The 26305-nt window shown below is 55.0% G+C and carries 19 protein-coding genes; 2 read left to right on the top strand and 17 right to left on the bottom strand.

The genetic code is table 11. The annotated features are described in order from the left end of the window. Window positions 1-6: 6 nt before the first annotated feature. From CKO12_RS08920 to CKO12_RS08875, 10 genes are all read right to left on the bottom strand, one after another. Entirely contained in the window at window positions 7-1272 is a 1266-nt protein-coding gene (locus tag CKO12_RS08920; RefSeq protein ID WP_200154391.1) for a fused response regulator/phosphatase, read from the bottom strand. Window positions 1273-1283: 11 nt separating this feature from the next. Then, a complete protein-coding gene (locus CKO12_RS08915) occupies window positions 1284-1589 on the bottom strand; it encodes an STAS domain-containing protein (protein ID WP_200154390.1) in 306 nt (101 codons plus the stop codon). A 151-nt stretch (window positions 1590-1740) separates the two neighbouring features. Then, complete coding sequence (locus CKO12_RS08910; RefSeq protein ID WP_338032725.1) at window positions 1741-2820, bottom strand: protein-glutamate methylesterase/protein-glutamine glutaminase; 1080 nt, start codon at window positions 2818-2820, stop codon at window positions 1741-1743. 38 nt (window positions 2821-2858) lie between these two features. After that, on the bottom strand, window positions 2859-4058 hold the full coding sequence (locus CKO12_RS15155) for a methyl-accepting chemotaxis protein (protein WP_200154388.1): 1200 nt from the start codon (window positions 4056-4058) through the stop codon (window positions 2859-2861). Between the two features lie 52 nt (window positions 4059-4110). Then, window positions 4111-4722 (bottom strand): chemoreceptor glutamine deamidase CheD, encoded by a 612-nt coding sequence (gene cheD / locus CKO12_RS08900; protein ID WP_200154419.1) that lies wholly within the window; start codon window positions 4720-4722, stop codon window positions 4111-4113. Window positions 4723-4808: 86 nt separating this feature from the next. Further along, window positions 4809-5648, bottom strand: a complete 840-nt coding sequence (locus tag CKO12_RS08895) for a CheR family methyltransferase (RefSeq protein ID WP_200154418.1) — start codon at window positions 5646-5648, stop codon at window positions 4809-4811. After that, complete coding sequence (locus CKO12_RS15150; protein ID WP_200154387.1) at window positions 5626-7869, bottom strand: methyl-accepting chemotaxis protein; 2244 nt, start codon at window positions 7867-7869, stop codon at window positions 5626-5628. Before CKO12_RS15150 ends, CKO12_RS08895 begins: the two co-directional genes overlap by 23 nt. A 56-nt stretch (window positions 7870-7925) precedes the next feature. Beyond that, window positions 7926-8429, bottom strand: coding sequence for a chemotaxis protein CheW (locus CKO12_RS08885; RefSeq protein ID WP_200154386.1), 504 nt, complete (start codon window positions 8427-8429; stop codon window positions 7926-7928). A 36-nt stretch (window positions 8430-8465) separates the two neighbouring features. Further along, window positions 8466-10775 carry a chemotaxis protein CheW gene (locus CKO12_RS08880; RefSeq protein ID WP_200154385.1) on the bottom strand — a complete coding sequence of 770 codons (2310 nt, stop codon included), beginning with the start codon at window positions 10773-10775 and terminating at the stop codon, window positions 8466-8468. Between the two features lie 28 nt (window positions 10776-10803). Continuing rightward, entirely contained in the window at window positions 10804-11169 is a 366-nt protein-coding gene (locus CKO12_RS08875) for a response regulator (RefSeq protein WP_200154384.1), read from the bottom strand. Window positions 11170-11416: 247 nt separating this feature from the next. On the opposite strand from CKO12_RS08875, the gene mfd reads away from it, so the two are divergent. After that, window positions 11417-14980: a transcription-repair coupling factor gene (gene mfd / locus CKO12_RS08870; RefSeq protein WP_200154383.1), complete on the top strand. Its 3564-nt coding sequence runs from the start codon at window positions 11417-11419 to the stop codon at window positions 14978-14980. Window positions 14981-15088: 108 nt separating this feature from the next. Here the strand turns inward: mfd and CKO12_RS08865 are convergent, their stop codons facing one another. The 7 genes from CKO12_RS08865 to CKO12_RS08835 form a co-directional block, all read right to left on the bottom strand. Continuing rightward, complete coding sequence (locus CKO12_RS08865) at window positions 15089-15427, bottom strand: TusE/DsrC/DsvC family sulfur relay protein (RefSeq protein WP_200154382.1); 339 nt, start codon at window positions 15425-15427, stop codon at window positions 15089-15091. Window positions 15428-15511: 84 nt separating this feature from the next. After that, on the bottom strand, window positions 15512-16210 hold the full coding sequence (gene cas6, locus CKO12_RS08860; RefSeq protein WP_200154381.1) for a type I-MYXAN CRISPR-associated protein Cas6/Cmx6: 699 nt from the start codon (window positions 16208-16210) through the stop codon (window positions 15512-15514). Window positions 16211-16310: 100 nt separating this feature from the next. Further along, a complete protein-coding gene (locus CKO12_RS08855; protein WP_200154380.1) occupies window positions 16311-17027 on the bottom strand; it encodes a hypothetical protein in 717 nt (238 codons plus the stop codon). Window positions 17028-17049: 22 nt separating this feature from the next. Then, window positions 17050-17241 carry a sulfur relay protein DsrC gene (locus CKO12_RS08850; RefSeq protein ID WP_200154379.1) on the bottom strand — a complete coding sequence of 64 codons (192 nt, stop codon included), beginning with the start codon at window positions 17239-17241 and terminating at the stop codon, window positions 17050-17052. Window positions 17242-17561: 320 nt separating this feature from the next. Further along, on the bottom strand, window positions 17562-19676 hold the full coding sequence (recG, locus tag CKO12_RS08845) for an ATP-dependent DNA helicase RecG (RefSeq protein WP_200154378.1): 2115 nt from the start codon (window positions 19674-19676) through the stop codon (window positions 17562-17564). 1 nt (window position 19677) lies between these two features. Then, on the bottom strand, window positions 19678-20724 hold the full coding sequence (gene mltB, locus CKO12_RS08840) for a lytic murein transglycosylase B (protein WP_200154377.1): 1047 nt from the start codon (window positions 20722-20724) through the stop codon (window positions 19678-19680). 12 nt (window positions 20725-20736) lie between these two features. After that, a complete protein-coding gene (locus CKO12_RS08835) occupies window positions 20737-22221 on the bottom strand; it encodes a dynamin family protein (RefSeq protein ID WP_200154376.1) in 1485 nt (494 codons plus the stop codon). Window positions 22222-22552: 331 nt separating this feature from the next. Between CKO12_RS08835 and CKO12_RS08830 the strand changes: the two genes are divergently transcribed. Next, window positions 22553-25951 carry an HAD-IC family P-type ATPase gene (locus CKO12_RS08830; RefSeq protein WP_242466274.1) on the top strand — a complete coding sequence of 1133 codons (3399 nt, stop codon included), beginning with the start codon at window positions 22553-22555 and terminating at the stop codon, window positions 25949-25951. Window positions 25952-26305 lie beyond the last annotated feature (354 nt).

Below are 26305 nucleotides of genomic sequence, written 5' to 3'. Positions count from 1 at the left end.
GTCGTTTTAATGCCAGCCATCGCGGGGAATAAATTCTTGATCTAATACCGGCACTGTACAGAGCGTGGTATCCAATGGAATTTCTACCACGCCAATATCATCATTTTGCTCCGTGTCGGCGCTGTGGGCATTCAGGGCGGCGACTAATGTTGGTAATACCGCTTCGCCAAATTGCCAGTGGCGCAACACGTCATAAAAACCAGCATTCACAAACATTTCACCCTGCGCGTTGGACGCTTCCAATAAACCATCAGTCATCATCAACAAACGGTCGCCGGAATGTAAACGAATTCGGCGCGGCGCTTCACAGGCTGGCAATTCGGGCAAAATCCCCAGCGGCAGCGCGTGTGCAGAGATTTCATGTAATCCATCAGCACGGCGCATCCACATACTTGGCATTCCGCCATTCCACCACCGCAATTCTTCGCCATCGCCGCTGAGTGAAACCAAACAGGCGGCCAAAAACCGATCTGCCGGTAAAATTTGATAGAGCTTGTGATTAATTTCGGCGAGCACTCGCGCATCATTGACGCCTTTGCGCGTCATGGCATGAAACGCATCGGCGACCGGCAAAGCACCAATTGCTGCCGCTAAACCGTGTCCGGTGAAATCACCCACCAACAGCCGCAGCCCGCCATCCGGCAAATGCTGCGTCAATACTAAATCGCCATTAAATACCGAAGCGGGACGCTGCATTCGGCACAACCGCTCCATCGCCACATTGCGATTCATTACCGCTCGGCTCAATAACCGTTCGGCGAGTTCCTGCTCCTCATGTTCCTGTTCCAATAACAGAGAGAGCGCCTGTTGTTTAGCGGCGACCGTGCGTTGTAAATCGCGCACCCGTTCCATCGCTAAAATCCGCGCTTTCAATACCATAAAACTGAACGGTTTAGAGAGAAAATCATCGCCGCCAGCTTGAATGCAGCGCATCAGCGATTGTTCTTCGGTCAGCGCCGTTAAAAAAATGACCGGCACGAAGGTTAAACCCGCCAGCGTTTTGATTTGGCGGGTGGCTTCAAAACCATCAATTCCCGACATCATCACGTCCATAAACACGATATCGGGTCGCCGCTGCGCAAACAGTTCCACCGCCTGTTCACCGTCTTCGGCTTCGATGGTGTGAAATCCCTCGTTGCCCAGCATCAGCGATAAAAAACGGCGATTGCTTGGTTCGTCATCCACCACCAGTGCGCACCCGCGTGTTCCGCTCGCCGCTGCGGAAGTAGCTGGTACTGAGTTTGGGTTAGCAGAACTGTTGGGATTAGACATGGCGTTGCTGTTTAGTCGAGTTGGAAGAGCTTTTCAAAATTGGCAATTTTCAACACGCGCCGCACATCTTCACTACAGCCGGTGATGGTTACTCGCGTTGCATCGCCGCCGGCGTAATCGCGCAGCAGCAGCAACATTCCCAGCGCGGAGCTGTCGAGATAAGACGCGCCGGATAAATCCACCACGAACTTCATTTGTTTCGCGTCCACTTCCCGATAGGCATCACGAAATGCCTTATGTTGGGCAAAATCAAAACGGCCATCAATGGCAATTGTGACTTGAGATTTTTGTTCATCAACGCGCCGCATCACACTCATCAGTCGTTCCTATTTTTTATTGAATTATTTGTTAAAACGTTGTCGGTTGTCGATTTTCAGTGAATGAGTATACAGTGATTTTTTTCAATAAAACAGTTGATAAAAACGCATACGGTTTTTAATAGCTGACAACTGATAACTGATAACGCATTCACGATAACGGCGTCACCGGACGACGCTGGCGCGGTGCCAATGCCGCCGCATAAAGCGCGGCCGCGATTTCCGCAATTGGCAACACCACCGTCGCCGCTCCTCGCTTCACCGCTTCGCCCGGCATCCCCCACACCACGCTCGTCATCTCATCTTGGGCAACCGTGTGTACCCCAAGATCATACAGTTCCTTCAGACCTTGGGCACCATCTGCGCCCATTCCGGTCAGCAAACCCGCGCAGGCATTGATACCTGCCGCCAGCGCCACCGAGCGAAATAACACATCCACGCTGGGGCGATGGCGATTGACCGGATCAGCATCGCTGAGATGGCACACATAATGTGCGCCATCCCGCGCCAGCACTAAATGACGATTCCCCGGCGCGATATACGCATGACCCAGCATCACCCGATCACCATTCGCCGCTTCTTTCACTACCAAACCCGTTTGCCGATTCATGCGCTCCGCAAAAGCGGCACTAAACCCCGGCGGAATGTGCTGCGCAATCACCACGCCCGGCGTATCCGGCGGCAAACGCAGCAACACTTCTTTAATCGCCTCCGTGCCGCCCGTTGACGCCCCCAACGCAATCACCCGATCTGTCGTGCGCAGCTTGGACTGCGCCAAACGCGGCAGCGGCGCCGCCTGTTGCGGCGTTACCACCAACGGCACAACGCGCACCTGCGCTGCCATGCGGATTTTTTCCGCCAACTCACCAGCGTAGTTTTGCAACGTCGTCGCCACCCCCAACTCCGGCTTGCACACAAAATCCACCGCCCCGAGCGCCAGCGCCTGCAACGTCACCTCCGCGCCGCGAGCAGTCAGCGACGACACCATCACCACCGGCAGCGGACGCAAACGCATCAAATTGCGCAAAAACGTCAGCCCATCCATGCGCGGCATCTCCACATCCAGCGTCACCACATCAGGATTCAGCGCCTTGATTTGATCGCGGGCAATGTACGGATCGGCAGCAACCCCAACCACCTCAATGTCCGGTGCCGCCGTCAACATCGCCGTCAACATCTGCCGCACCAGCGCCGAATCATCGACGATTAAAACTCGAATTGGTCGCGTCACACCCACCTCAATTGCATTGTGTGCTGCACACATGCAGATTAAAAAAGTTCAATCTCACCTTCATGCATTGATTTTTGACTGACCGGACGATGCGCCGCCGCAATTAATTGTTCGCGCAACTGCAATAACCGTTGCCGCGCCTGCGCAATATCTTCAGGTGTACGCGCTTGTCCGAGCGGAATTTGGCGCAATTCCGCAACAAAGCGATCCATAAAATCAATCCGCATTTCCGCCTGTCCTAACACTTGGCGCGTAATATCTTCAAACTGCAATAATCGAATCGCCGCCCCCACATTTTTTTGATTGCGTTCCACCACCACCGTTAATTCATCTAAACCTTCCGCCACCATTTTATTGACACTTTGCACCCGATAAATCATGTCATCCATCGCACCTTTCGCAGTAATGGACGCATTCATATCTTGTGACGCCATCTTGCCCACGATATTACGGGTTTCCGCAAACACATCTTGCGCTTGTTGAATTTGATTGCGAATTTGATCGTTAAATTCCGCCGCATCCTGCGATAACTTACGCACCTCCTGCGCCACCACCGCAAAACCCCGTCCCGCTTCACCCGCCCGCGCCGCCTCAATTGCCGCATTTAAGGCTAATAAATTCGTTTGCCGCGCAATCCGTTTCGCACTTTCTAAACGATTAAAAATATCACTCATCTGTGCCGAAAGATCATCAATTTGATGCGCCACGCGGACACTGTGCATTCCCATTTCAATCAAACGACTGATATTTTCAGATAACAATTGGCTGTTAGAATCAAGAAATGCGTTGACATCAATAAAAGTATGATCTTTACCATCATGGCTATCATCATGCGATACCAACCGCAACACTAGCGCATGTTGCTGTTGGGATTCATCCGATAAACCCGCAAAGCTATGCTGTAAATCATTCGCAGCATGTTTAATTAAATCAGTTGCCTGCTGCACTAATTCGCGCAATTCCAACATCTGCGGCCCAATCAATTGATCGGTTTCGACCACCAATTCCCACAATTCCCGCTCGGCAAGGCGCGGCGAATTGTTGGATATAAAGGGCTGCTGTGCAACTGTATCTGCTGCGTTATTTGGTTGCTGTAACCACAAACTGAGCGCCCACGCCCCGCTCAATAGCAACACCAGCACCCACGCAGGCAGCAGCGTTGGCAGCAAGAGTGTTTGTAATACTGCCAGCATTCCAATCAACAACAGCAGCCAATATGGTTTTAATTGTTCGATCATTGACACTTTGCCTCTTATTCATCTCGATATAACAGCACTCATCCGACACTTTTTAAGAAAATAATTCAACGTCACCTTCAACCTTTGCTTGGCGCAGGGTTTCGCTATAACTCAATTCTCGCTCAATGATGGTGTCGTTATGTAAGGCGCGTAGTTTTTTTACCAGCACTCGTCCGCTGTTAGCAAAAAAATATACTTTACGCGGATAATTGCCGAGCAAATCTTTCGCAATCACCGGAATGCCTTCTGTATTTAAGTAGGACAACACAAAAGCAGCGTTGCGTTCACCCACGATATGATTTTTGAAACCCGGCAATACATTGCCAGCACCAAACACCTTCGCTTCTAAATTTGCCCGCCGCGCCCCCAGTTTCAGCAACTGGTTAATTAAAATCTCCATCGCATAATCACCATAACGCATGGAACGGCTCAAGCGACTGTCATCTTCACGGCGATCATCAGGCAGCATAAAATGATTGATGCCACCAATCCCGCTGACGGAATCGCGCAAACATGCTGCCACACAGGAACCTAATACTGTCACCATCAACAAATCACGGGCGGAAACGTAATACTCGCCCGGTAAAATTTTGACCGCATCCGTATCGAATTGGCGATCAAAATACAGCGTTGGAGCTAATACTTCTTCAAAGCGCGGTTGGATTTGTGACATACGCCCCAGCGTCCTAAATGTTTATGCGTGACAATTCAACAGCACCTGCTAGTCGCATTGCGCAAAGGCATCCACAATTAGCGCGTCTGCGGTACATACACGGTTTTTTCCTGCAACCGAAATAGCGTTGCTAAATGCGTCATACTTTCAGAATGACCGATAAATAAACGCCCTTCAGGATGCAGCAGCGGATGAAACCGAGCGACCAATTTGGTTTGCGTTTTTTTATCGAAATAAATTAACACATTGCGACAAAAAATCGCTTCAAACTGCGCATGCAACGGCCATTGTTCCGCCAGTAAATTCAACGGTCGAAACGTTACCAACGCCCGCACTTCCGGGCGCACCCGCACCATGCCCTCTCGCGTTCCGGTGCCGCGTTGAAAAAAGCGTTTTAACTGCATTTGCGACAATTTAGCGACCCGTTCCAGCGGATAAACGCCCTCGGCGGCTTGGCGCAGCACGTTGGTGTCCAAATCAGTCGCCAAAATCCGCACCGGCGGCGTCCACGAATCCAGCGCATCAATCACCGTCATCGCCATCGAATACGGCTCCTCACCAGTGGAGCAGGCCGCCGACCACAGCCGCAGCGGGCTGCGCCCGGCGCGGCGGGCACTGCGAACCTGTTCAGCCAGCACGGGAAAATGATGCGCTTCGCGGAAAAAAGCAGTGAGATTCGTCGTCAGCGAATTGGTAAATTGCTGCCATTCGTCGGAATCGTGCGCCAAATAAGCAAGATATTCATCAAAAGTCGCCAGTCCGGTCGCTCGCAAACGCCGCGCAATCCGGCTGTAAACCATGTCAGTTTTATTGGCGTTGAGCGCAATTCCTGCGTGCTCATAAATCAGCCCGCGAATGCGCTCAAAATCTTGCGCCGTAAACTGAAACTCACGCTCAAAATTCGGACCAGTCATCATCATCGGCAGGTTTCACAGAGCGCGGAATGGATTTAGCAACCTTGACCGGAGCCAAGCTCGTCGCCGGTCGTTTGGGCGCACTACTTGGACGCACTGCCGCCGCTCGCGCCGGAGCGCCGCGCCCGTCCTGACCCGTTTTGAACACCGCCACGATGCGATTCAACTCGCGGGCTTGATCCGCCAACGCCTCCGCTGCCGCCGCCGCCTGCTCCACCAACGCCGCATTTTGTTGCGTCACATCATCCATCTGCAAAATGGCCTGATTGACCTGCCCAATGCCGGTGGATTGCTCCAACGATGCCGCTGAAATTTCCGCCACCAAATCAGTAACACGCTGAATTGAAAGCACAATATCCTGCATCCGCTGCCCAGTTTCATTCACCTGAATCGTGCCGGCGTCCACCTTCGCCACGCTGTCACCGATCATGGTTTTGATTTCCTTGGCCGCATTTGCCGAGCGCTGCGCGAGATTGCGCACCTCGGCCGCCACCACCGCAAAACCGCGTCCCTGCTCACCAGCGCGGGCAGCTTCCACCGCCGCATTGAGCGCCAAAATATTGGTTTGAAACGCAATTCCGTCGATCACGCTGAGAATATCTGCGATTTTTTTGCTGGAATCCGCAATCGCCGTCATCGTTTCCACCGACGCCCCGACCCGCTCGCCGCCCTTCGCCGCCACTTCCGACGCCGCAATCGCCAATTGATTCGCCTGCCGCGCATTATCCGCGTTTTGTTTGACGGTACTGGTTAATTGCTCCATTGAACTGGCGGTTTCTTCTAATGAACTCGCCTGTTCTTCCGTGCGCTGACTTAAATCCTGATTGCCGGTTGCAATTTCACTGGATGCCGTAGAAATCGTTTCAACTGCTTCTCGAATTTGAAACACTAAACTTTTCAAATTCATCACCGTTCCATTCACCGCCGTGATTGTTTCTCCAAACAAACCCGGATACTCTTTGGTAATTGTTTGCGTCAAATCACTATTTGCCAACGCTTTCGCCACCCGCATCACATCGTTTAATCCTACCTCGGTAGTATCAGACAATTGATTGAGCAGTTGCGCAATATCGAGCGCAAAGCCTTTTTTCCCCTTCAGCTCTAATTTAGAACTGAAATCACCACGATTTGCCGCATCAACGATGCCGCGAATCTCATTCACAATTTTGGTCAACGCAGTGACCGTACCATTGACACCCACTTTCGTCTCATTAAACACGCCCGCGCAATCGCTGGTGATGGTTTGTGAGAGATCGCCCACTGCCAGCGCATTGGCAACTCGCGTGACATTTTTTAGCCCGATGTCAGTCGTATCAACCAGTTGATTTAAACTGGTGCAAATATCCTTACCAAAGCCTTTTTTATCCGCGATGTTCAAGCGTTGACTGAAATTGCCTTGATTGGCAGCGTGTACAATGAGAGTGATTTCATTGACCAACTGCTTTAATTCTTCTTGCATCGTTTTTAACGATACCAATAAGCTGCTGGTATCGTTTGGTTTCACCACCAGCGTATGCGATAAATCACCCGCTGCCACTGCCTGCACCATTGCTGCTGTATAATCCGGTTCGCCGCCAAGTTGACGCATGAGCGAACGAATAATCCAAAAGGCGGTCGCGGCACCTAAAAGCACTGCCAACACTGACAGTAAAATAATAATTTGTTCCGCAAGATTGGTATTTTCTGCCGCCGCAACACCAGATGTATTGACCAACTCTTCCTGATAATTGACCAAATTATCCAGCGCATCTAAAAACGCTTTCTGCAAAACAATTGACTCATTCAACAGCACTACTTTGGCTTCAGCGCGTTGACCATTTTTGACCAGTTCAATAAAGCGATCACGCACAGCTACAAAGGGATCACGGGCAGCTTTAAGCGCCGTCATCAATTGAATACCGTCTGGAGTGCTAATGGCGCGTTTGAGTTTGTCCACATTGTCGAGAATTTCGGCATTGATGACGGGAATAGTATCCACTTTTCGCACCGCCTCAGCCTGATCTTCAACTAACAATGCGGTGCGCATGATGCGCGTGACTTCATTAACGCGATCAATAATGTTGTGTGTCCACGACAACTTAGGCAGCCGATCATTGACAATCATATCTAAATCTTGATTAACGGAGTGCATACTTGCCCAACCAATGCTTGAGATGATAATTAACAACGTTAATACCATCCCAAAGCCAATACTCAATCGTAACCCAACGGTTAATTTACCCATTTTGACGCATTCTCCTGTAAAGTTAGCAGTGATCTGATGTTGTTATTATTTTGTAGTTATGCGTTTTCAAGTCGTGCCGGCTCAACCAAACCCATTTCGCTGCTGGTAATGAGTTTTTCAATATCCACCATAATCACCATGCGCTGTTCCAAAGTGGTTAAACCATCAATGTATGCTGTATCCATTAACGCGCCAAACTCAGGCGCGGGACGGATTTGCGAACGTTTTAAGGCAATGACATCTGATACTCCATCAACCACGATTCCTACCACCCGTTCGGCGACGTTGAGAATAATCACCACCGTAAACTCGTTGTATTCTACTTGCCCAAGATTGAATTTTAGGCGCATATCGAGAATCGGCACGATGATGCCGCGCATGTTAATCACACCTTTAATAAAGCTGGGCGCGTTCGCAATGCGCGTCACGGCATCATAACCGCGAATTTCCTGCACCTTCAAAATATCAATTCCATATTCTTCATCACCTAAAGTAAAGGTGAGATATTCTTTTGTCACCTCGGTAGTGGTGACAGTGCGCTCGGCGCGATCATAATTCATCAAAATTGCCTCTTGTTAATAATAGAGCTGTTGGTTTTATTCAACGCGGCGATTGAGACGCGCCAGCGCATCAACATCTAAAATCAATGCCACACGACCATCACCCATAATGGTTGCGCCGGAGATGCCTTCCACTTTGCGATAATTGGTTTCTAAACTTTTAATCACCACTTGGTGTTGGGCGACTAATTCGTCAATCAATAACGCAATGCGCCCTTCTGTGGTATCGACGACCACTAAAATGCCATCTTCATCGCGCACTGGCGGCGCATCTAGCGCAAACACTTCGCGCAAAATCACCAGCGGTAAATAATCGCCATTCACTCGCGCCAGCCGTCCTTTACCGGCAACCGTCATAAATTGATCGCGGGTGGGTTGAATGGATTCTTGAATCGCAGTTAATGGCAAAATAAACATTTCATTGCCCATTCGCACCGATAATCCATCCAAAATGGCCAGCGTTAAGGGCAAACGAATTGTAATGCGGGTGCCGTGTCCCGGTTCAGAATCAATATCGACGCGCCCATTCATTGCTTCGATATTGCGCCGCACCACATCCATGCCGACGCCGCGCCCAGAAATATCAGTGACCTTGTCGGCAGTGGAAAATCCAGCATGAAAAATCAATTGCCAAACGTCTTTGTCAGCCGGATTGTCCGGCAGCGCAATTCCTTGCTGCGCCGCTTTAGCCAGCAATTTCTCCCGATTCAAACCCGCGCCGTCGTCGCGCACTTCGACCACCACGCTGCCGCCCTGATGACTCGCCCGCAGCGTGATTTCGCCCATTTCCGGCTTGCCGCTCGCCACGCGCTGCTCCGGCTGTTCAATTCCGTGATCAATGCTGTTGCGCACCAGATGGTTGAGCGGATCGGCGAGGCGTTCAATCAAGCCTTTATCCAATTCGGTATCTTCGCCGAGCAATTTCAACGTCACCTGCTTGCCCAGCTTGGCGGCAGTGTCGCGCACCACGCGGGGAAAACGGTTAAACACAAAACTGATCGGCAGCATCCGAATCGACATCACCGCCTGCTGCAAATCGCGGGAATTGCGCTCTAAATTCGCCAGCCCATCAAAAATCTGCTCATGCGCCAGCGGTTCCAAGCCCGACGCCGACTCCGCCAGCATCGCGTGCGTGATCACCAGCTCGCCGACCAGATTGATGAGTTGATCGACCTTTTCGACGCTGACCCGAATTGAGGTGTCGGCGGGCGCAGCGCGTTTCGCATCCGCTGCGGTCGCTGCCGGACGCACCGGCGCTGGCGCAACGGGCGGGGCAGCAGCCGGCACTGCATCGGTTGGTACGAGCGGCTGGCGGCGCTCAAAAAAGCCATAACCTTGCGCGTTTTCTGTGCGTTCCTGCTGCGCTATGGCTGCGACCGTTGCCATGCCGGGGCTGCCGCCAAATAAGCCGTAGCCGTGATGCTCTTGGTCTGACACCTGCTCGCTGCCCGGTGCGCCAGCAAAAAAGCCAAAGCCAGCCGCATCTTCTTCCGCATCTGCCGCGTGCTGCGCTAAATACGCAGTGCCGGGCGCGTCGGCAAAAAAGCCAAATCCCGCTTCATCTTCAAGCACTTGCTTGAGATGGTCGCTGCCCGGCGCGTCAGTAAAAAAGCCGAAGCCGGGATCTTCTTGCGCCGTCTGGTGCGCCGACGGATGCAGCGCACCATCATCAAAACTGATCGTTAAACAGGCCGGATCGCAGACAAAGGCGAAGGTTTCGATGATGGCTTCTTGCCCGGCGTTGGTGGTCAAGCGCCACACGCACAGCTCGGCATCATCCGCGCTCAACCAATCGACCTGCCCTAATTCCGCCAGCACGTCGCGCAGCGCAGCAAGATCTGCGCCGGGTTGAAAGTCGATGGCATCGGCGCGAAAGCTGATGTGCCAGCGCACTGAGGGGGGCGGCGTGTGTACCTGTGGCGCGAGCGCAAAACGATGATTGGCTGGCGGCGTGGGAGCCAGTGTGGAGAGTTGCTCAAGATGAGCGCACACCTCGGCGATGCGATCATCTGCGTATTCGCGCCCTTCTTGGTGCGCCGCCAACTGCGCTTTCAACACATCGCCAGCGCGGAGAAAGGTGTCCACCATTTCTATCGTTGGCTGCAATTCCTGTTTGCGCAAACAATCAAGCAGGGTTTCCAAAACATGCGTCACCTCCGCCATGTCATTAAACCCGAAGGTGCCCGCGCCGCCTTTAATTGAATGCGCAGCACGAAAAATGGCGTTCAGCGTTTCCAAATCAGGGGCGCTGACATCCAATTCCAACAGCAAATCTTCCATCGCCGCGAGGTGTTCACCGGCCTCGTCAAAAAAGACCTGATAAAAGCGCGTCATATCAATGGTCATAAACCCTGCCTCCGTTGCGTGCTGGCGATTAACCGATGACCTTGCGCACCACTTCCAACAATTTTTGTGGATCAAACGGCTTGACCAGCCAGCCGGTTGCGCCCGCTGCCCGCCCCTGACTTTTCATGCCATCGCTTGATTCAGTCGTCAGCATCAAAATGGGCACCGAAGCGTATTGCGGCAAACTGCGTAATTGCTTAATCAACGTCAGTCCATCCATGCGCGGCATATTTTGATCCGTAAAAATCAAATCAAAGCGTCCAGATTTCGCTTTATCAAGACCATCTTGTCCATCGACCGCCTCAACCACCGCATAACCGGCATCTTTCAAAGTAAAGGTCACCATTTGGCGAATGGAGGCGGAATCATCCACAGTCAGAATTGTTTTAGCCATTACAATTTCCTTAAACATCATATTGAAGTGAAATGACACAATTGCGTAAAACGTGCTATTCAATCGTGCCGGGAGTGTGCATTGAGCAGTTATTGATAACCACACCAAGCTCGGGCACACTTTAACGCGCTTTTCTATTTATTAACCAGACATGGCGCACATCTCATCGCAAAGGCGCGGGCGTGGTGTGCGAAAATCGCGCCGCTCGTGCTGATGTCTTTTGTGCTGCTCCGAGGTTTATCTGATTATGCCGTCACCGGCTCTGCATTCTCCGCTCACTCCACCTCTTCCCACCCGCGCTGGCGAACGTCTGCTGTGGGGACAACTCACCGCTGCCAGCGCCGCGCTCGCCATTGCCAACGCAGCGCGTCTCCAGCCGGGCTTGGTGCTGGCGCTGGTGGCGGATGCGCAGGCAGCAGCGATGTTGCGCCACGAACTGCGCTTTTTTCTGGCTGCAACTCCGGTGCCGCTGCTGACTTTCCCGGATTGGGAAACGCTGCCTTATGACGTGTTTTCACCCCTGCCGGAGCTGGTGTCAGAGCGGCTGTTGACGTTGTATCGGCTGCCAGAATTAACGCAAGGCGTGTTGATTGTGCCAGTGGCGACGCTGCTGCAACGGCTGCCGCCGCGTGACTATGTCGAGAGTCAGGCATTGGTGTTAAAGGTCGGTGATCGGTTTGCGCTGGAGACGACGCGCCAGCGGCTGGAGCGCAGCGGCTATTCCTGCGTGTCGCAAGTGCTCACGCACGGAGAATTTGCGGTGCGCGGGGCGTTGCTAGATGTGTTTCCGATGGGCAGTGACGCGCCGCTGCGGATTGATTTATTTGACTGTGAAATCGACAGCATCCGCACCTTTGACCCGGAAACGCAGCGGTCACAAGCGCAATTGGAGCAGGTGCGGCTGTTGCCAGCGCGGGAGTTTCCGCTGACGGAGGAGGCGCTGGCGGGATTTCGGCAGCGGTACCGCGCCAGCTTTGAGGGCGATCCGCAAACCAGTTTGATCTACCGCGAGGTGTCGGCGGGGAATACGCCGAACGGTTTGGAGTATTACCTGCCGCTGTTTTTTGAGCAGACGGCGACGCTGTTTGATTATTTGCCAGCGGGCACGGTGGTGCTGGAACCGGCGGATGGACGCGAGACGGCGGCTGGTTTTTTTGCGGGAGTGCAGCAGCGTTATGAACAGCGCCGTTATGACCGCGAGCGCCCGTTGTTGCCGCCCGCGCAGTTGTATCTCACGCCAGACGAATTGGCGGCGGCGCTCAATCGCTGCGCGGGCGTGCAATATCAAGCAGACGCGGTGACGGAACGGCGCAAGGGTTATGCCGCAATTCACAATTTTGCGACTGCCGCACTGCCGCCGTTGGCGATTGATGCCCGCACAGCGCAGCCGGCGCAGGCATTGCTGGCGTTTATGGCTGGCGCGGGGCAGCGAACGTTATTTGTGGCGGAAAGTGCGGGACGGCGCGAGGTGCTCGCCGAGCAGTTGGCGCATTTTGGGATTCGCCCGACGCTGGTGGCGGATTGGCAGACGTTTGTCAGCGGCGAGCTGGCGCTGGCGTTGACGGTTGCGCCGTTGGAGCGGGGGTTGTTGTTGACTCCGCACTGCCGCGCCGAAGAACGGCTTTTATCGTTGCCGTTTGCAGAAGAGAGTTTCCAAGCTCCGCCCGTTGCAACCGGAGTGAGCGAGATGTTTGGCATCGCGCTCATCACGGAAACGCAGTTGTATGGCGAGCGGGTGCGGCAGGAACGGCGGCGCAGTCGTGAGCGCGATAATGACGCCATCGTCCGCAATCTCACGGAATTGAGCGTGGGAGCGCCGGTGGTGCATGAACAGCACGGCATCGGGCGCTATCTCGGTTTGCAAACGCTGACCGTCGGCGACGGCCTGACCACCGAATTTCTCACGCTCGAATACGCCAATCACGACAAACTTTATGTGCCGGTCAGCGCGTTGCATCTGATTTCGCGCTACACCGGTGCCGCGCCAGACCACGCGCCGCTGCATCGGCTCGGCAGCGATCAGTGGGACAAAATTAAACGCAAAGCTGCGCGTAAAATTCACGATGTTGCCGCTGAATTGCTCGATATTCACGCTCGCCGCGCCATTCGCAGCGGGGTTGCTTGTCCCGACGGGGGGGCGGATTACGCGACCTTTGCCGCCGCATTTCCTTTTGAAGAAACGCCCGATCAGCAACGCGCCATTGATGCCGTGCTGGCGGATATGGCGACCGCAAAACCGATGGATCGCGTGGTGTGTGGCGATGTCGGTTTTGGCAAAACTGAGGTCGCGATGCGAGCGGCGTTTATGGCGGTCAACGGCGGTCGCCAAGTGGTCGTGTTGGTGCCGACGACGCTGCTGGCGCAGCAGCATTTTGAGAATTTTTCCGACCGCTTTGCGGATTGGCCGGTGCGGGTGGACAGCCTGTCGCGGTTTCGCACCGCCAAAGAACAGCAGCGGATTTTGGACGGGCTGGCGGCTGGCACGCTCGACATCGTCGTCGGCACCCACAAATTGCTCCAGCCCGGAATGCGCTTCAAAAACTTAGGGTTAGCGATTATTGATGAGGAACATCGGTTCGGCGTGCGCCACAAAGAACAGCTCAAAAATCTGCGGGCAGAAGTGGATATTTTGACGCTGACGGCGACGCCAATTCCGCGCACGTTGAATATGTCGCTGGCGGGTTTGCGCGATTTATCCATTATTGCCACGCCGCCGGTTGCACGACATCCCATTAAAACCTTTGTGAATGCGTGGCACGATGGTTTATTACAAGAAGCGGTGTTGCGTGAATTAAAACGTGGTGGGCAGGTGTACTTTTTACACAATGAAGTGCAAACGATTGAAAACCAAGCGCAGAGGTTAAAAGATTTAATTCCAGAAGCGCGAGTACAGGTTGCACATGGGCAAATGCGCGAGCGTGATTTAGAGCGCGTAATGCGCGATTTTTATCATCAACGCTTTAATTTACTCGTCTGCACCACCATTATTGAAAGCGGCATTGACGTGCCGAGCGCCAATACGATTATTATCAATCGCGCCGATAAATTAGGGCTGGCACAATTGCACCAATTGCGCGGGCGCGTTGGTCGCTCGCATCATCGCGCTTATGCGTATTTAATCACGCCACCGCCCACGCTAATGACTGCCGATGCAAAAAAACGCTTAGATGCGATTGCAGCAATGGAAGATTTGGGCGCAGGGTTCACTTTAGCGACGCATGATTTAGAAATTCGTGGCGCGGGTGAATTGCTTGGCGATGAACAATCTGGGCAAATTACTGAAATTGGTTTCACGTTGTATATGGACATGCTGGAGCGGGCAGTGAATGCGTTAAAAGCAGGACGCGCCCCAGAATTAGATCGCCCGCTCGATCACGGGACGGAAATTGATTTGGGGGTTTCGGCATTATTGCCGAGTGATTATTTACCGGATGTACAAGCGCGGCTGGTGTTATACAAACGCATTGCCAGCGCGAGTGATGATGCAGCATTGCGGGAGTTGCGCGTGGAAATGATTGATCGGTTTGGGTTATTGCCAGAACCAACCAAACGCTTATTAGAAATCACAGCATTAAAACTCCGCGCCCAACCGCTGGGAATTCGCAAAATTGAAGTGGGCGCAGCAAGTGGGCGCATTATTTTTAATGAGCAGCCAACGCTTGATCCGCTGAATCTCATTCGCTTGGTGCAAGCTAAACCCAAGGAATTCAAATTGGATGGCACTGATAAACTGAAGTTCTTTTGCGAGATGCCGGAAGCGGCGCAGCGGTTGCAACAGGTGATGATGATTTTAGAACGATTGGCGGGGTGAGGTGGTGCTTGATAAATTGCACTGTGTCAGTGTGAAATGCCGCAGCGCAATGGGCAATAAAAAAAGCCAGCATAACGCTGGCTTTTTTCATTCACATCATGCCAGCGGTTAATAACCGCCTTTGCGCATCACCGCCGGCAAACCGGCAATTTTCGTACCCTGTTTGGTGGGAGCCAGCGGGAATAAAGTATACAAATCCTTGCTAGTTGGTTTGGTGCCCCACAGCTTGCCCATATCCTTGAGCACCGCCCGTTCCATTGGCTGATTCTGACCGTTATCAATGTATTCACTGCGCAGATACTTAATCACATCCCAATGTGTCTCGGTCAGTTCAATGTTTTCAATCGCAGCCAAAGCGCGAGCGACATCTTCATCCCAATCTGCGTAATTCTCTAAATATCCAGCCGCCGTTGTGGCAATGGTTTTCCCGTTCACTTCAATAGCCATATCGTTCCTCGTTGTTGTTATCAGTTGCGCCCGCAATTGGGCAAGAGCACAGCACGTTAATTCTATAGTTCTGCTTGCAAAACGTCATCCACCGGGATTCACCGGATCAATCCCTTTATGCGGAATAAAAATACCGCAGCCAAGCAAACGGTGCGCACCGAGACCGTATTGTTGCAAGCGGATAGATTCCTCCGCCGTCAACGCCGCCAACAACAAGCTGCGCGTTTGAATTGAACCCTGCGGCGTGGCAAGCGCCATCGTTTTTCCGCACAGCGCCTTGCGCAACACGATGTCTAGGGCGGCAAGCTGCGTGGCCACGCCTTGCAAAAAGACTGATTCATCAATGAGATCGCTGGTGACATCGCAGATAACCACCTGCCGCGCAAACAAGGTCGCATCTTTGGTCAGCAGTTTGATTTTACCCGCACCGACGGTCAGCGGATGACCAGCGAGATCAAGCGTCACGCCGGGCAAGTGCTGCAACAACTCAGCCACTCGCGTTTTTGGTGTACGAATCATCAACTTAGTGCGACGCGACAACAGCAACTCGGTGTCGCTGCCATGCGCCGGGCGCTGCCACCCATTTTGCGAACCGGCACCGTGAATCGTATGCACCGCCAACTGCGGCTCACTGCCCAACCAAGGCAGCGCAGCGTGCAATGCCGTCGATAAAAAATAAGCGTGATCGACCGGAATACTTTTGCAATCAAGGGCAAACAGCAGATCAACGATGTCATCAGGAATCTGCACCGCGTCGGGATTTTTATCTTCCTGCCAAAACATGAGTTATCTCGCTGATGTGAAAAAATAAAGTAGTCAGTAACGTGCGTTAAGAATCGGCAGTGATTATAAAAAGCCGCGCATAAAAAAGACTGACACCTCATTAAAAAGGCAACCGCTCCTGCAATGCCTCCCGATTAAACCACCATTCATCCTGCACCAAAACATCGACCACATTACGCAACCGAATGAGAAACTTCTCCGGTTCTTTTAATTCCAAACGCTCCATCCACGCATCCAATGCGTCACGTCCATCAATACCACTATGTCGCCGCGCCACACTGCCGAGCAATTGCGTTGCAAAAAACATTAAATCTTCACGCTGCCGCCCTTGCGCTCGAATATCCGCCAAAAACAACGCAGTAGTCGCCGCGACCGCCGCGCCGTCTGCATTATCTGGCGTGTCATCAATCACATGACTGAGCAATTCAATCGTTAATTCTGGATCAATTGGACAGGTTACTGCCAACCAAATACCTTGACCAAGTGCTGCTAATGAAGCTGGCTGCTCGGCTTGAAATAATACATCACACACATCGGCTGCCAATTCAAATTGATCGCCAGCAATAAAGGTATCAAAAGCCGCTCGTCCCAGCGGCCAGGCTTCCACGCCGCGCTCCAAATTCACGAGGGTACGCGCCATTTGTAGTTGTAAATCAGCATGTTGCAACGGAGCAGCGTGCGTGTACTCAAGCTGCGCCATGTGTTCGCTGAGGGCTTGTAAATGCGCCTCCAACGCTGAGGCAGCAAGCACTGAATTCCCAACAGAATCAGCGGCTTGATCGACAAAATGGGCAGCAAAATGGTCAAGTTGGGTCATGGTGGCACGCTCGACAGTGGTGTTAACGGATGCGCCCACTAAATGCGGCCTCCAATTGATCTTCCCAATTGTCGGGCGTGTCGGGGTAGGGTGGTTTGACATCCATGCGGAAAAATCGCTCGCCGCTGCGGGCGACTTCTTGGATCAACGGGAACAGTTCGTGAAAGCGTTCAAGTTCTTGATTGGCAATCAAAATATCGCTGAGTTTTAACATAACAATACATCCGCACTGATTGAAAAATCGCCGTTGGTCGTGTGACTGCTGTGACCAACGCCGGGCTGAACGGCGAGCGAAAAGATAACTGCGGCTGGTGCTGGTGAGTTTCAATCCTTGCGGTCTTCAGGTGTGGCGATGTGGCTATAATCAAATGCGGCGGATTTCAAGCAATTGCGTTTTTAGTCCTCATTGTCCTGTGCATTTCGGCGCGATTCGATTTCTGTTTTTAATAAAATAAAAAACGCGCATTTCAATGACATCATCATCACCATCACGCGGCATTGCTATTGAATTCAACTGACAACTGACAACTCAATTCAGACCTGCCCATACGCCTCGCGCCGCCCCAGCCACCGCGCAATCAACGGCGCGACCGCGTCAGGATGCTGCGCCAGCAGTTGGTCAGCCGTCCGTTGCGCGGCCGCAATCAACCCCTGATCGCGCAGCGGATCCGCTAATTGGAACTGCATCGCGCCAGCTTGACGAGTGCCCAACACCTCGCCCGCCCCGCGCAGCGCCAGATCGCGCTCGGCGATTTCAAACCCGCTGGCGGTGGCGCGAATCACGCCCAAACGCTCCGTCGCTACCTGCGACAGCGGCGCGTGATAGAGCAATACGCAGTGACTTTGAATCGCGCCGCGTCCGACCCGCCCGCGCAATTGGTGCAGTTGCGATAAACCCAGCCGTTCGGGATTTTCAATAATCATCAGGCTGGCGTTGGCGACATCCACGCCGACTTCAATCACCGTCGTCGCCACCAGCACCCGCACCGCGCCGCTGATAAACCCTGCCATCACCGCATCGCGCTCCGTGCTTTTCATCCGCCCGTGTACCAGCCCGACAGTCACTCCCGCCAATTGCGCGGTTAATTGCTGCGCCGTCTCCTCCGCCGCTTGGCTTTCGAGCAGCTCGGACTCCTCAATCAAGGTACACACCCAATAGGCTTGGCGTCCCTGCTGGCAAGCGTGATACACCCGCGCAATCACCTCCGCCCGCCGCGTATCTGGCACCGCCACCGTCGTGATCGGCGTCCGTCCGGGCGGCAACTCGTCGAGCACCGACAGCTCCAAATCGGCATACAGCGTCATCGCCAACGAGCGCGGAATTGGCGTCGCGGTCATCAATAATTGATGAACCGCATCGCCGGTTGCCGCACGTTTTTCCCGCAATTTCAACCGCTGCGCCACGCCAAACCGCTGCTGCTCGTCCACAACCACCAGCCCCAAGTTGTGAAACGTCACCTCATCTTGAAACAGCGCGTGCGTCCCAATCACGAGCTGCGCCGAACCATCCGCAATCGCGGCGAGCGCCAGCGCCCGTTCTTTACCTTTATGTCGCCCCGCCAACCACAGCGGCTGAATGCCCAACAGCGCCAGCCAAATACTCAAGCTGCGATGATGCTGTTCTGAGAGCAATTCAGTCGGAGCCATCAGCGCCACCTGATAGCCAGCTTCAATCGCCTGCACTGCCGCCAATGCTGCGACGATGGTTTTGCCGGAACCGACATCGCCCTGCAACAGTCGCCGCATCGGGCGCGGAGCTGCTAAATCGGCGCTGATTTCCGCCACCACGCGCTCTTGCGCCGCCGTCAATTGGAACGGCAACACCGCCCGCAACTGCGGACAAAGCTGACCTGCGCCGATGAGCTGCGGCGCCGTGTAGGTTTTTTGCAGCAGCCGCAAGCGCCGCAGGCTGACTTGATGCGCAGTCAATTCCTCAAATGCCAACCGCACAAAAGCCGGATGCCGCCGCTCCATCAACGCGCTGAGGCTGACTGATGCCGGTGGACGATGCAGCGTGATCAGCGCCTCGCGCAGACTCGGCAGCGCCAATCCGCTCAACACTTCAGCAGGCAAATAATCGATCAGCGGCAGCCGCACCAACCATGTCAATGCCTGCTCCATCAGGCTGCGCCACGTCAATTGTTGCAGCCCTTCGGTGGACGGATAAATCGGCGTCAACACCGCTTCTGCTGCCGCCTCATCCGCTGCCGCATCCGCCGCAAATTGCACTTCTGGATGCACCATTTCCAACGTCTGATAGCCCTGCCGCACCTCGCCATAACAGCGCACCCGCGTCCCGCTGGCGAAGGCGGCGACTTGCTGCGGCGAAAAATGAAAAAACCGCAGCAATAACCCGTGCCCAGTGCCGTCGGCTAACCAGACTTTTAACGACCGGCGCTGCCCCTCGGTGATCGCCGTATCCCGCACCGTGCCGACCGTCAACGCCTCATCGCCCACGATCAACTCCGCAAAACACAACAGCCGCGTGCGATCCTGATAACGCAGCGGCAGATGAAACAGCAAATCCTGCACCGTGCGGATGCCGAGCCGTTCCAGTCGCGCCGCCAACGTTGGCCCGACCCGTTTGAGCTGCGTGACGGGAAGATGCGCGAGAGAATCGCCGACCGGCGGCGCTGCGGGCGTGGTCATGTCAACCTCCCGCCTTGCGCCGCGCCCGAATCGCCTGCGCGAGCTGGTGAATCGCCATCGCGTAGTGGACGTTGTGGTTATAACGGGTGATGACGTAAAAATTGGTCAAGCCCAGCCAGTATTCATAACCACCAGCAGCATCGAGTTGCAGCAAGCTGACCTGTTGAGCGCCGCCGAGCGTGCTGCGCGGAGTGAGACCGCGCTTGGCGAGTTCCGCCACCTTGTGACGGCTATCAAAGCCAGTCTTCAACCCTTCCAAGCGGAAGCCAGACGGCGCATCTGCCCGCACCGCGACCAGCTCACCACTGCGCCAGCCGTGCGCTTTGAAATAGTTGGCGACGCTGCCAATCGCGTCAGTGGGATGCCACAGATCGCGGTGGCCATCGCCGCTGAGATCAACTGCGTAGCGATGAAAGCTCGACGGCATGAATTGTCCCAGCCCCATCGCGCCCGCAAACGAGCCTTGCGGTCGCGTCGGTTCGACCTGTTCATCGCGGGTCATCACCAGAAAAGCTGCCAGCTCGTCGGTGAAATAAGCGGCACGGCGCGGGTAATCAAATGCCAGCGTGGTGAGCGCGTCGAGAATGCGCGTTTTGCCGACAAAGCCGCCGAAGTGGGTTTCAACGCCGATGATGGCGATCACATATTCCGGCGGGACGCCGTAGCGACTGCTGGCGCGAGCGAGCGCGGCGGCGTGTTGCTCCCAAAACGCCGCACCTTTGTTGATCGTGTCCGCCGTGAGGAATTTCGCCCGATAGCGCGTCCACGCGCCATTGGGGCCGCTGCTCTTTTTGGGCGCTTGATGGTTCATCAAATTGATGACCGTTTGCTGGCGCTGCGCGGTCGACAAAATCGCGGCGGTGTCTGCCGGGGCAAAGCCGTGTTCGCTGCGCATCCGTTTGATAAATGGCTCAATTCCAGCAAAGCCGGCGAAATCACCGCTGACAGTCGCGTCAGCAGGCAATGATTCCTCGCGCACGGTGCGGGACGCGCAGCCAGCGAGAAAGAACAACACGAGGATGACGCTGAGAAACGACGCAGTACGCATGAATGAATTGCCTTAACCAAATTTGAAAAACTGCCGCGCTGCCGTCGTCAGCGATTCGCGGACGCCACGCGGATTCGTCAGCCGCTCGTTGAGCGTTTGGATGTAGCTCTCGCAGCCCTGCAACACTTCATCCAATTCTGCGCGGGTGGCGCGATTCCAACCGACCGGACGCCCCAGCCAAATGGTGCGCCAAAACCGCGTGTTGCGCTGAAAGACCGCCAGCACATTGCCCGGCGGTTGCCGCTGTTCAATCTGCTGGCGCAGACCCGGCAACACCGTCAGCAGCGCCAGATGCCGCGCTGCGAAATGTCCGCCGAGCAGCGCCAGCGCCAGCAGGATTTCAAATCCCACCACTCCGCCCTCGATTGATCTGAGCAACTCAAACCAAGGCGCGTGATAGGTCGCGTTTTGCCAATGCCCGGCGCTGATGCTCCAGCTCATCCAGCCGATGCCCAGCCCCAACAGCGCAACGGCGTCAATCAACACCGTGCGCGTGCGCCAGCGCCGCAGCGCGGTGGTCAGCAGCGGCAGCGCCAACTGCTCCACATCGGTGGCGCTTTTGCGCAAGGTGGCGATGATGCGATAAGCGCGTTCAATTTCAACGTGTTCCATGCGCTGATAAATCTCGCCGAGGTCTTCATCGCGCTTTTTTTCAAAGCGTTCGCGACGATGGTCGTCGGGAATTTGCGTCGGTGCCGCCGGGCTATAAATCGTGTAAAAGCGCCCCGCCGTCAGCCCCGCCTCGCCCATCGCCCGCAACCACGCCGCCACCACATCTTCGGGATTATCCTCATTGGCAGCGGAATCTAACTGATTGAGAATGTATAAAAATTTGCCAGAATCAGCGCGATTGATGGTGTTTTGCACCAGATGCTTGAGCGTGTCGCGCATCGCGCCGGGTTCAGGATGACGGGCATCAAACAACACCAGCACCAAATCCGACAGATCAATCATGTGCTTGCTGATGCGCAGCACCGCCGTGCGCTGGGCGTCAGCGTCAAAGCCGGGCGAGTCAATCAGAATTTTGCCGCGCAGCCGCTCGCTGCGACAGGTTTTGAGCTGCAAATAGGTGTCGATGCGGCCCCCTTCGCCATCGGCAACGCTGTCGATCTCTTGCGACATGCGATAGAACGGAAAACGCGGATCGGAATCGAGCGACACGCCGGGCAAGGAATGGCTAATCGGTTCGGGGCTGTACACAACCACAGTAAAGCGATCATCGACTGCTTGATTGCCAGTGCGTTGGAGTTTTTGCCCTAAATAATCGTTAATAAAGGTCGATTTGCCGGCAGAAAAGGTGCCCAGAATTGAAATCAATGGCCACCACGGAATCTGGGTGGCAAAAGATTGATTGGTTTCCAAAAGCCCAATGCGATAGGCGAGGTGATCGAGGACGCGAAAACTGTCCACCGTATTTAATAACACCGGGTTTTCTTGTCCCAAATGAATTTTTAATTCATTTAAGCGTTGTTCAATAGCATCAGACGATGAAGTCATGGTGTTGTGGTCTCAGGCTGGCGCTGTCCGTTGCGGAATTGAAAGTGTGGTATCAAGGCACGTTTTAAGTGTGGCGCTTTATTCGCGTAGGTGTCGTTAATAATTACAGTGGGCATCGCGGATTGTCCGACGCAATTGTTGATTTTAACCCTGCCTTTAATGGTTAAATGTTCAATCGTTAGTGTATCAAAACAACGTCCGCAACCGCTAAGTGCGCTTGCGCACAGAAGCGCGTTGTCCTGACAGCATAGATTTGCTCATTCCTGGTGGCATTCATTGCTCCGGCAGCGCGAGCGAAAATCCTTATGTACACCATTAGGGCAGATGGCACTTGATCATCTCTCATTCTTTCGATGTCCTGCTCGCCGAACTGATCGGATGGACGTGGGGCGCAGACGCTTTAGGGCTGGCGCTGCTGATCGGCTATCAGCTCACCATGAGCTGGCTCGCCCGCCGCCATCCTGAGCGCACCCACGAAGGTCGTTCCAAGCGGCTGCGGCGGGCGTGGATTGAAACGGTACGCAGCGGCGACAAGGACAATCTGGCGATCCAGACTCTGCGCAACTGGGTGATGTCCGCCACCATGTTTGCCTCAACCTGCATGTTGATTAGCTTGGGCATCATGGGCGTGACCTTCGGCGGGATTGATCTCGCCGATCTGTCGCAGGCGCTCAGTGCGGCACCGAGCAATCCAGATGTCGTGCGCGTCAAGCTGCTGCTGCTCGCCGCCCTGTTCTTCGGTGGCTTCATGTCCTTTCTGTTATCGCTGCGGTATTACAACCAAGGCGGTTTCGTCATCAATCTGCCGGACGCATTTTTCAACGGCTCCGCGCTTGATCCCATCGCCGCCACCCTCGACCGCGCCGGTCGTTATTACAACCAAGGCACTCGCGTCTTCATCTTGGCGGTGCCCGGCGTGCTGTGGTTAATCGGGCCAGATTGGTTTTTGGGCGGGGTGCTGATCGCCGTCCTCTTGCTCCATCGCTTCGATGTTCACGACGACCGGGCGCTGGCACCTGCGGCACCGGCAGTTTCCAGCGGGTTCAGCGTCAGGATGCCGCACGCGCTCGCGGTCGATGAAGTATTGCAAACGCTGCGCAGCCAACGCGACGGTCTTTCCACTGACGAGGCAGCCCAGCGCCTCGCGCTCGTCGGTTCCAATCAACTTCCCAGTCCGGTGCGAGCCGGCCCGCTCAGACGTTTCCTCAAACATTTCAACGATAGCCTGATCTATATCCTGCTCGCTGGCGCGGTAGCAACGGCGCTGCTGGAGCATTGGGTTGATACCGGGGTGATTCTGGCGGTGACGGTCATCAATGCCATCATCGGCTTCATCCAAGAAGGCAAGGCTGAACAGGCGCTGGCGGGTATCCGCAAGCTGCTTGCGCCAAGTGCCCATTGCCGGCGCGATGGTCAGTGGACGGAAATCGACTCGGCCACGCTGGTGCCGGGCGATTTGGTGCGGCTACGCGCCGGCGACCGCGTCCCCGCTGATCTGCGGTTGTGCGAGGCGGCGAGTTTGCGCATTGACGAATCCGCGTTGACCGGGGAGTCGGTGCCCGCCGATAAGGGAATTAACCCGGTGCATCAGACGGCGGGGATCGGCGACCGGCGGGGGATGGCTTACTCCGGCACTCTCGTCGCTGGCGGCGCGGGGCTGGGAGTCGTCACGGGCACCGGCTCGACCACCGAGCTGGGGCGCATCGGTCGCATGATCGCGGAAGTGGAGACGCTGGCAACTCCGCTGACTCGGCAGATGGCCGCTTTTGGGCGGTTGCTCTCCTTCGTGATTCTCGCCCTAGCAGCGGTGATGTTTCTGATCGGCTGGCAACTGCACGATTTCCCGCTGGGCGAGCTGGTCATGGCGGCTATCGGTTTTGCTGTCGCCGCGATCCCGGAAGGGTTGCCAGCAGTTTTGACGATTACGCTGGCGCTCGGCGTGCAGCGAATGGCGCGACGGAATGCCATCACCCGCCGGCTCCCGGCGGTGGAAACGCTGGGATCGGTCACTGTTATCTGCACCGACAAGACCGGCACCCTCACTCGCAACGAGATGACTGCGCGGCATCTGGTCACTCGCGTGGCGCAGTACGAGGTGACGGGAATCGGTTATGCCCCGCACGGTCAGGTGCAGTGGAACGGTCAAGCCGTTGCGCTCGCGGAGACGCCAGACCTTTTTGCTTTGGTTGAGGTTATGGCTCGCTGCAATGATGCCAATATCGCTGCGGACGAGGATGGGCAGTGGAAGGTGATCGGCGAACCGACCGAAGGGGCGCTGCGCACCCTCGCGCACAAAGCTGGGTTCGCGGCTGGCGCAGCCCGGCGGCTGGCGGTTATCCCGTTTGATTCGACCCGCAAACTCATGGCAACGCTTGATGTCGTGCCCGGACAGGCGCGGCGGCTACTGGTGAAGGGCGCACCCGGTCCGGTGCTGCGGCTTTGCACCGAGCAGCGCAGTGCTGACGGTGGTCACGAGCCGCTGGAGTTGGCGTATTGGGAAGAGCAGATCGCGTCACTCAGCGCCGAGGGGCTGCGCGTGTTGGCTGCCGCTGCTGGCGCTGCCGCAGACGACAAGAACGCTCTCACGCCCGCTGATCTTGAGGAAGGGCTGATATTTCTGGGGCTAGTCGGCATCCTCGATCCGCCGCGCCCGGAGGCGGTCGCCGCCATCGCTGCCTTTCGGCAGGCCGGTATCCGGGTCAAGATGATTACTGGCGATCATCCCGGCACCGCGCTCGCCATTGCGCGGGAGATGGGCATCGGCGATGGGCATCGTGCGATCACCGGAATCGAGCTGGAGACTGCTGATGCGACGGCACTGCGCCGGATCGTTCGGGATCACGATGTCTTCGCTCGCACCAGCCCGGAGCACAAGCTGCGGCTGGTGCAGGCACTCCAAGCCAATGGCGAGGTGGTGGCCATGACCGGCGATGGCGTCAACGATGCCCCGGCGCTCAAACGCGCCGACGTTGGCATCTCTATGGGTATCAGGGGAACTGAGGCGACGAAGGAAGCGGCCGCTATCGTGCTGGCTGACGACAATTTTGCTTCTATCGAACAGGCGGTGGCGCAAGGTCGCACCATTTACGACAACCTGCGCAAGTCCATCCTGTTCCTGCTGCCGACCAATGGCGCTCAGGCGCTGGTCATCTTGATCGCAGTTCTGTTTGGTTTCGCGCTGCCGCTCTCGCCGGTGCAAATTCTCTGGGTCAATCTGGTCGTCGCGGTGACGCTATCGCTGGCGCTCGCTTTTGAGCCTGCCGAGCCGGGGCTGATGCAGCGCCCGCCGCGCCGACCAGATGCACCGATTCTCGGTGGCTGGCTGCTGTGGCGCATGGTCTTGGTTTCATTACTGATTGGTGCGGCGACCATCGCCGTCTTTCTCTTCCAACAACAACAGGGCAACACCATCGCTTCGGCGCAAACGATGGCGGTCAATACCCTAGTGCTCGGACAGGTTTTCTTCCTTTTCAACTGCCGCTCACTTCACGCATCCAGCCTGACGCCGCGTCTGTGGCTGACCAATCCGGCAGTTTGGATCGCGGTCGGAGTGCTCGCCCTGCTGCAAGCCTTATTCGTTTATGCGCCCTTTATGAATGCTTGGTTCCACACCACGCCCCAGACCGCCAGCGAGTGGCTGCTACCGGTCGGGCTTGGTGCGGGAATTTTCCTGCTGGTCGAAATCGAGAAGGCAAGCGGACGATGGTTTGCGTCTCTGACGCGGACGTGAGTGGAAGCAACGCAAAACTGTTCTAAATCAAATTTTTCAGGACTAGGAGTTACGCAGTTGAAAGTTAAGTTGTTGATTTTTATGGAAGTGTTATTGTGCAGCGCACAAACTTACTTCAATAAAATCAAACATTTAGAAATCCAACTGCGTAACTCCTAAGGACTTTCCGTCCACCCAGCAGCGCACGGAATGAGCGGCACGGAAGCCACCCTCGATTGTCAATCACTGGAGCTAAACTCTAGTATTGCATAAAGTGCATTTTAGTGCATTATAGCCACATGGAAAACACAATCAGCACAGGCAAAGCCGCCGCGTTACTCGGCATTTCCGTCAAAACCCTGCAACGCTGGGAAC

It is taken from the genome of Chromatium okenii (genome assembly GCF_016583745.1).
Lineage (GTDB): Bacteria > Pseudomonadota > Gammaproteobacteria > Chromatiales > Chromatiaceae > Chromatium > Chromatium okenii.
The sequence above is the reverse complement of the archived record's forward strand: the minus strand, read 5'-3'. Positions and strand labels throughout refer to the sequence as shown.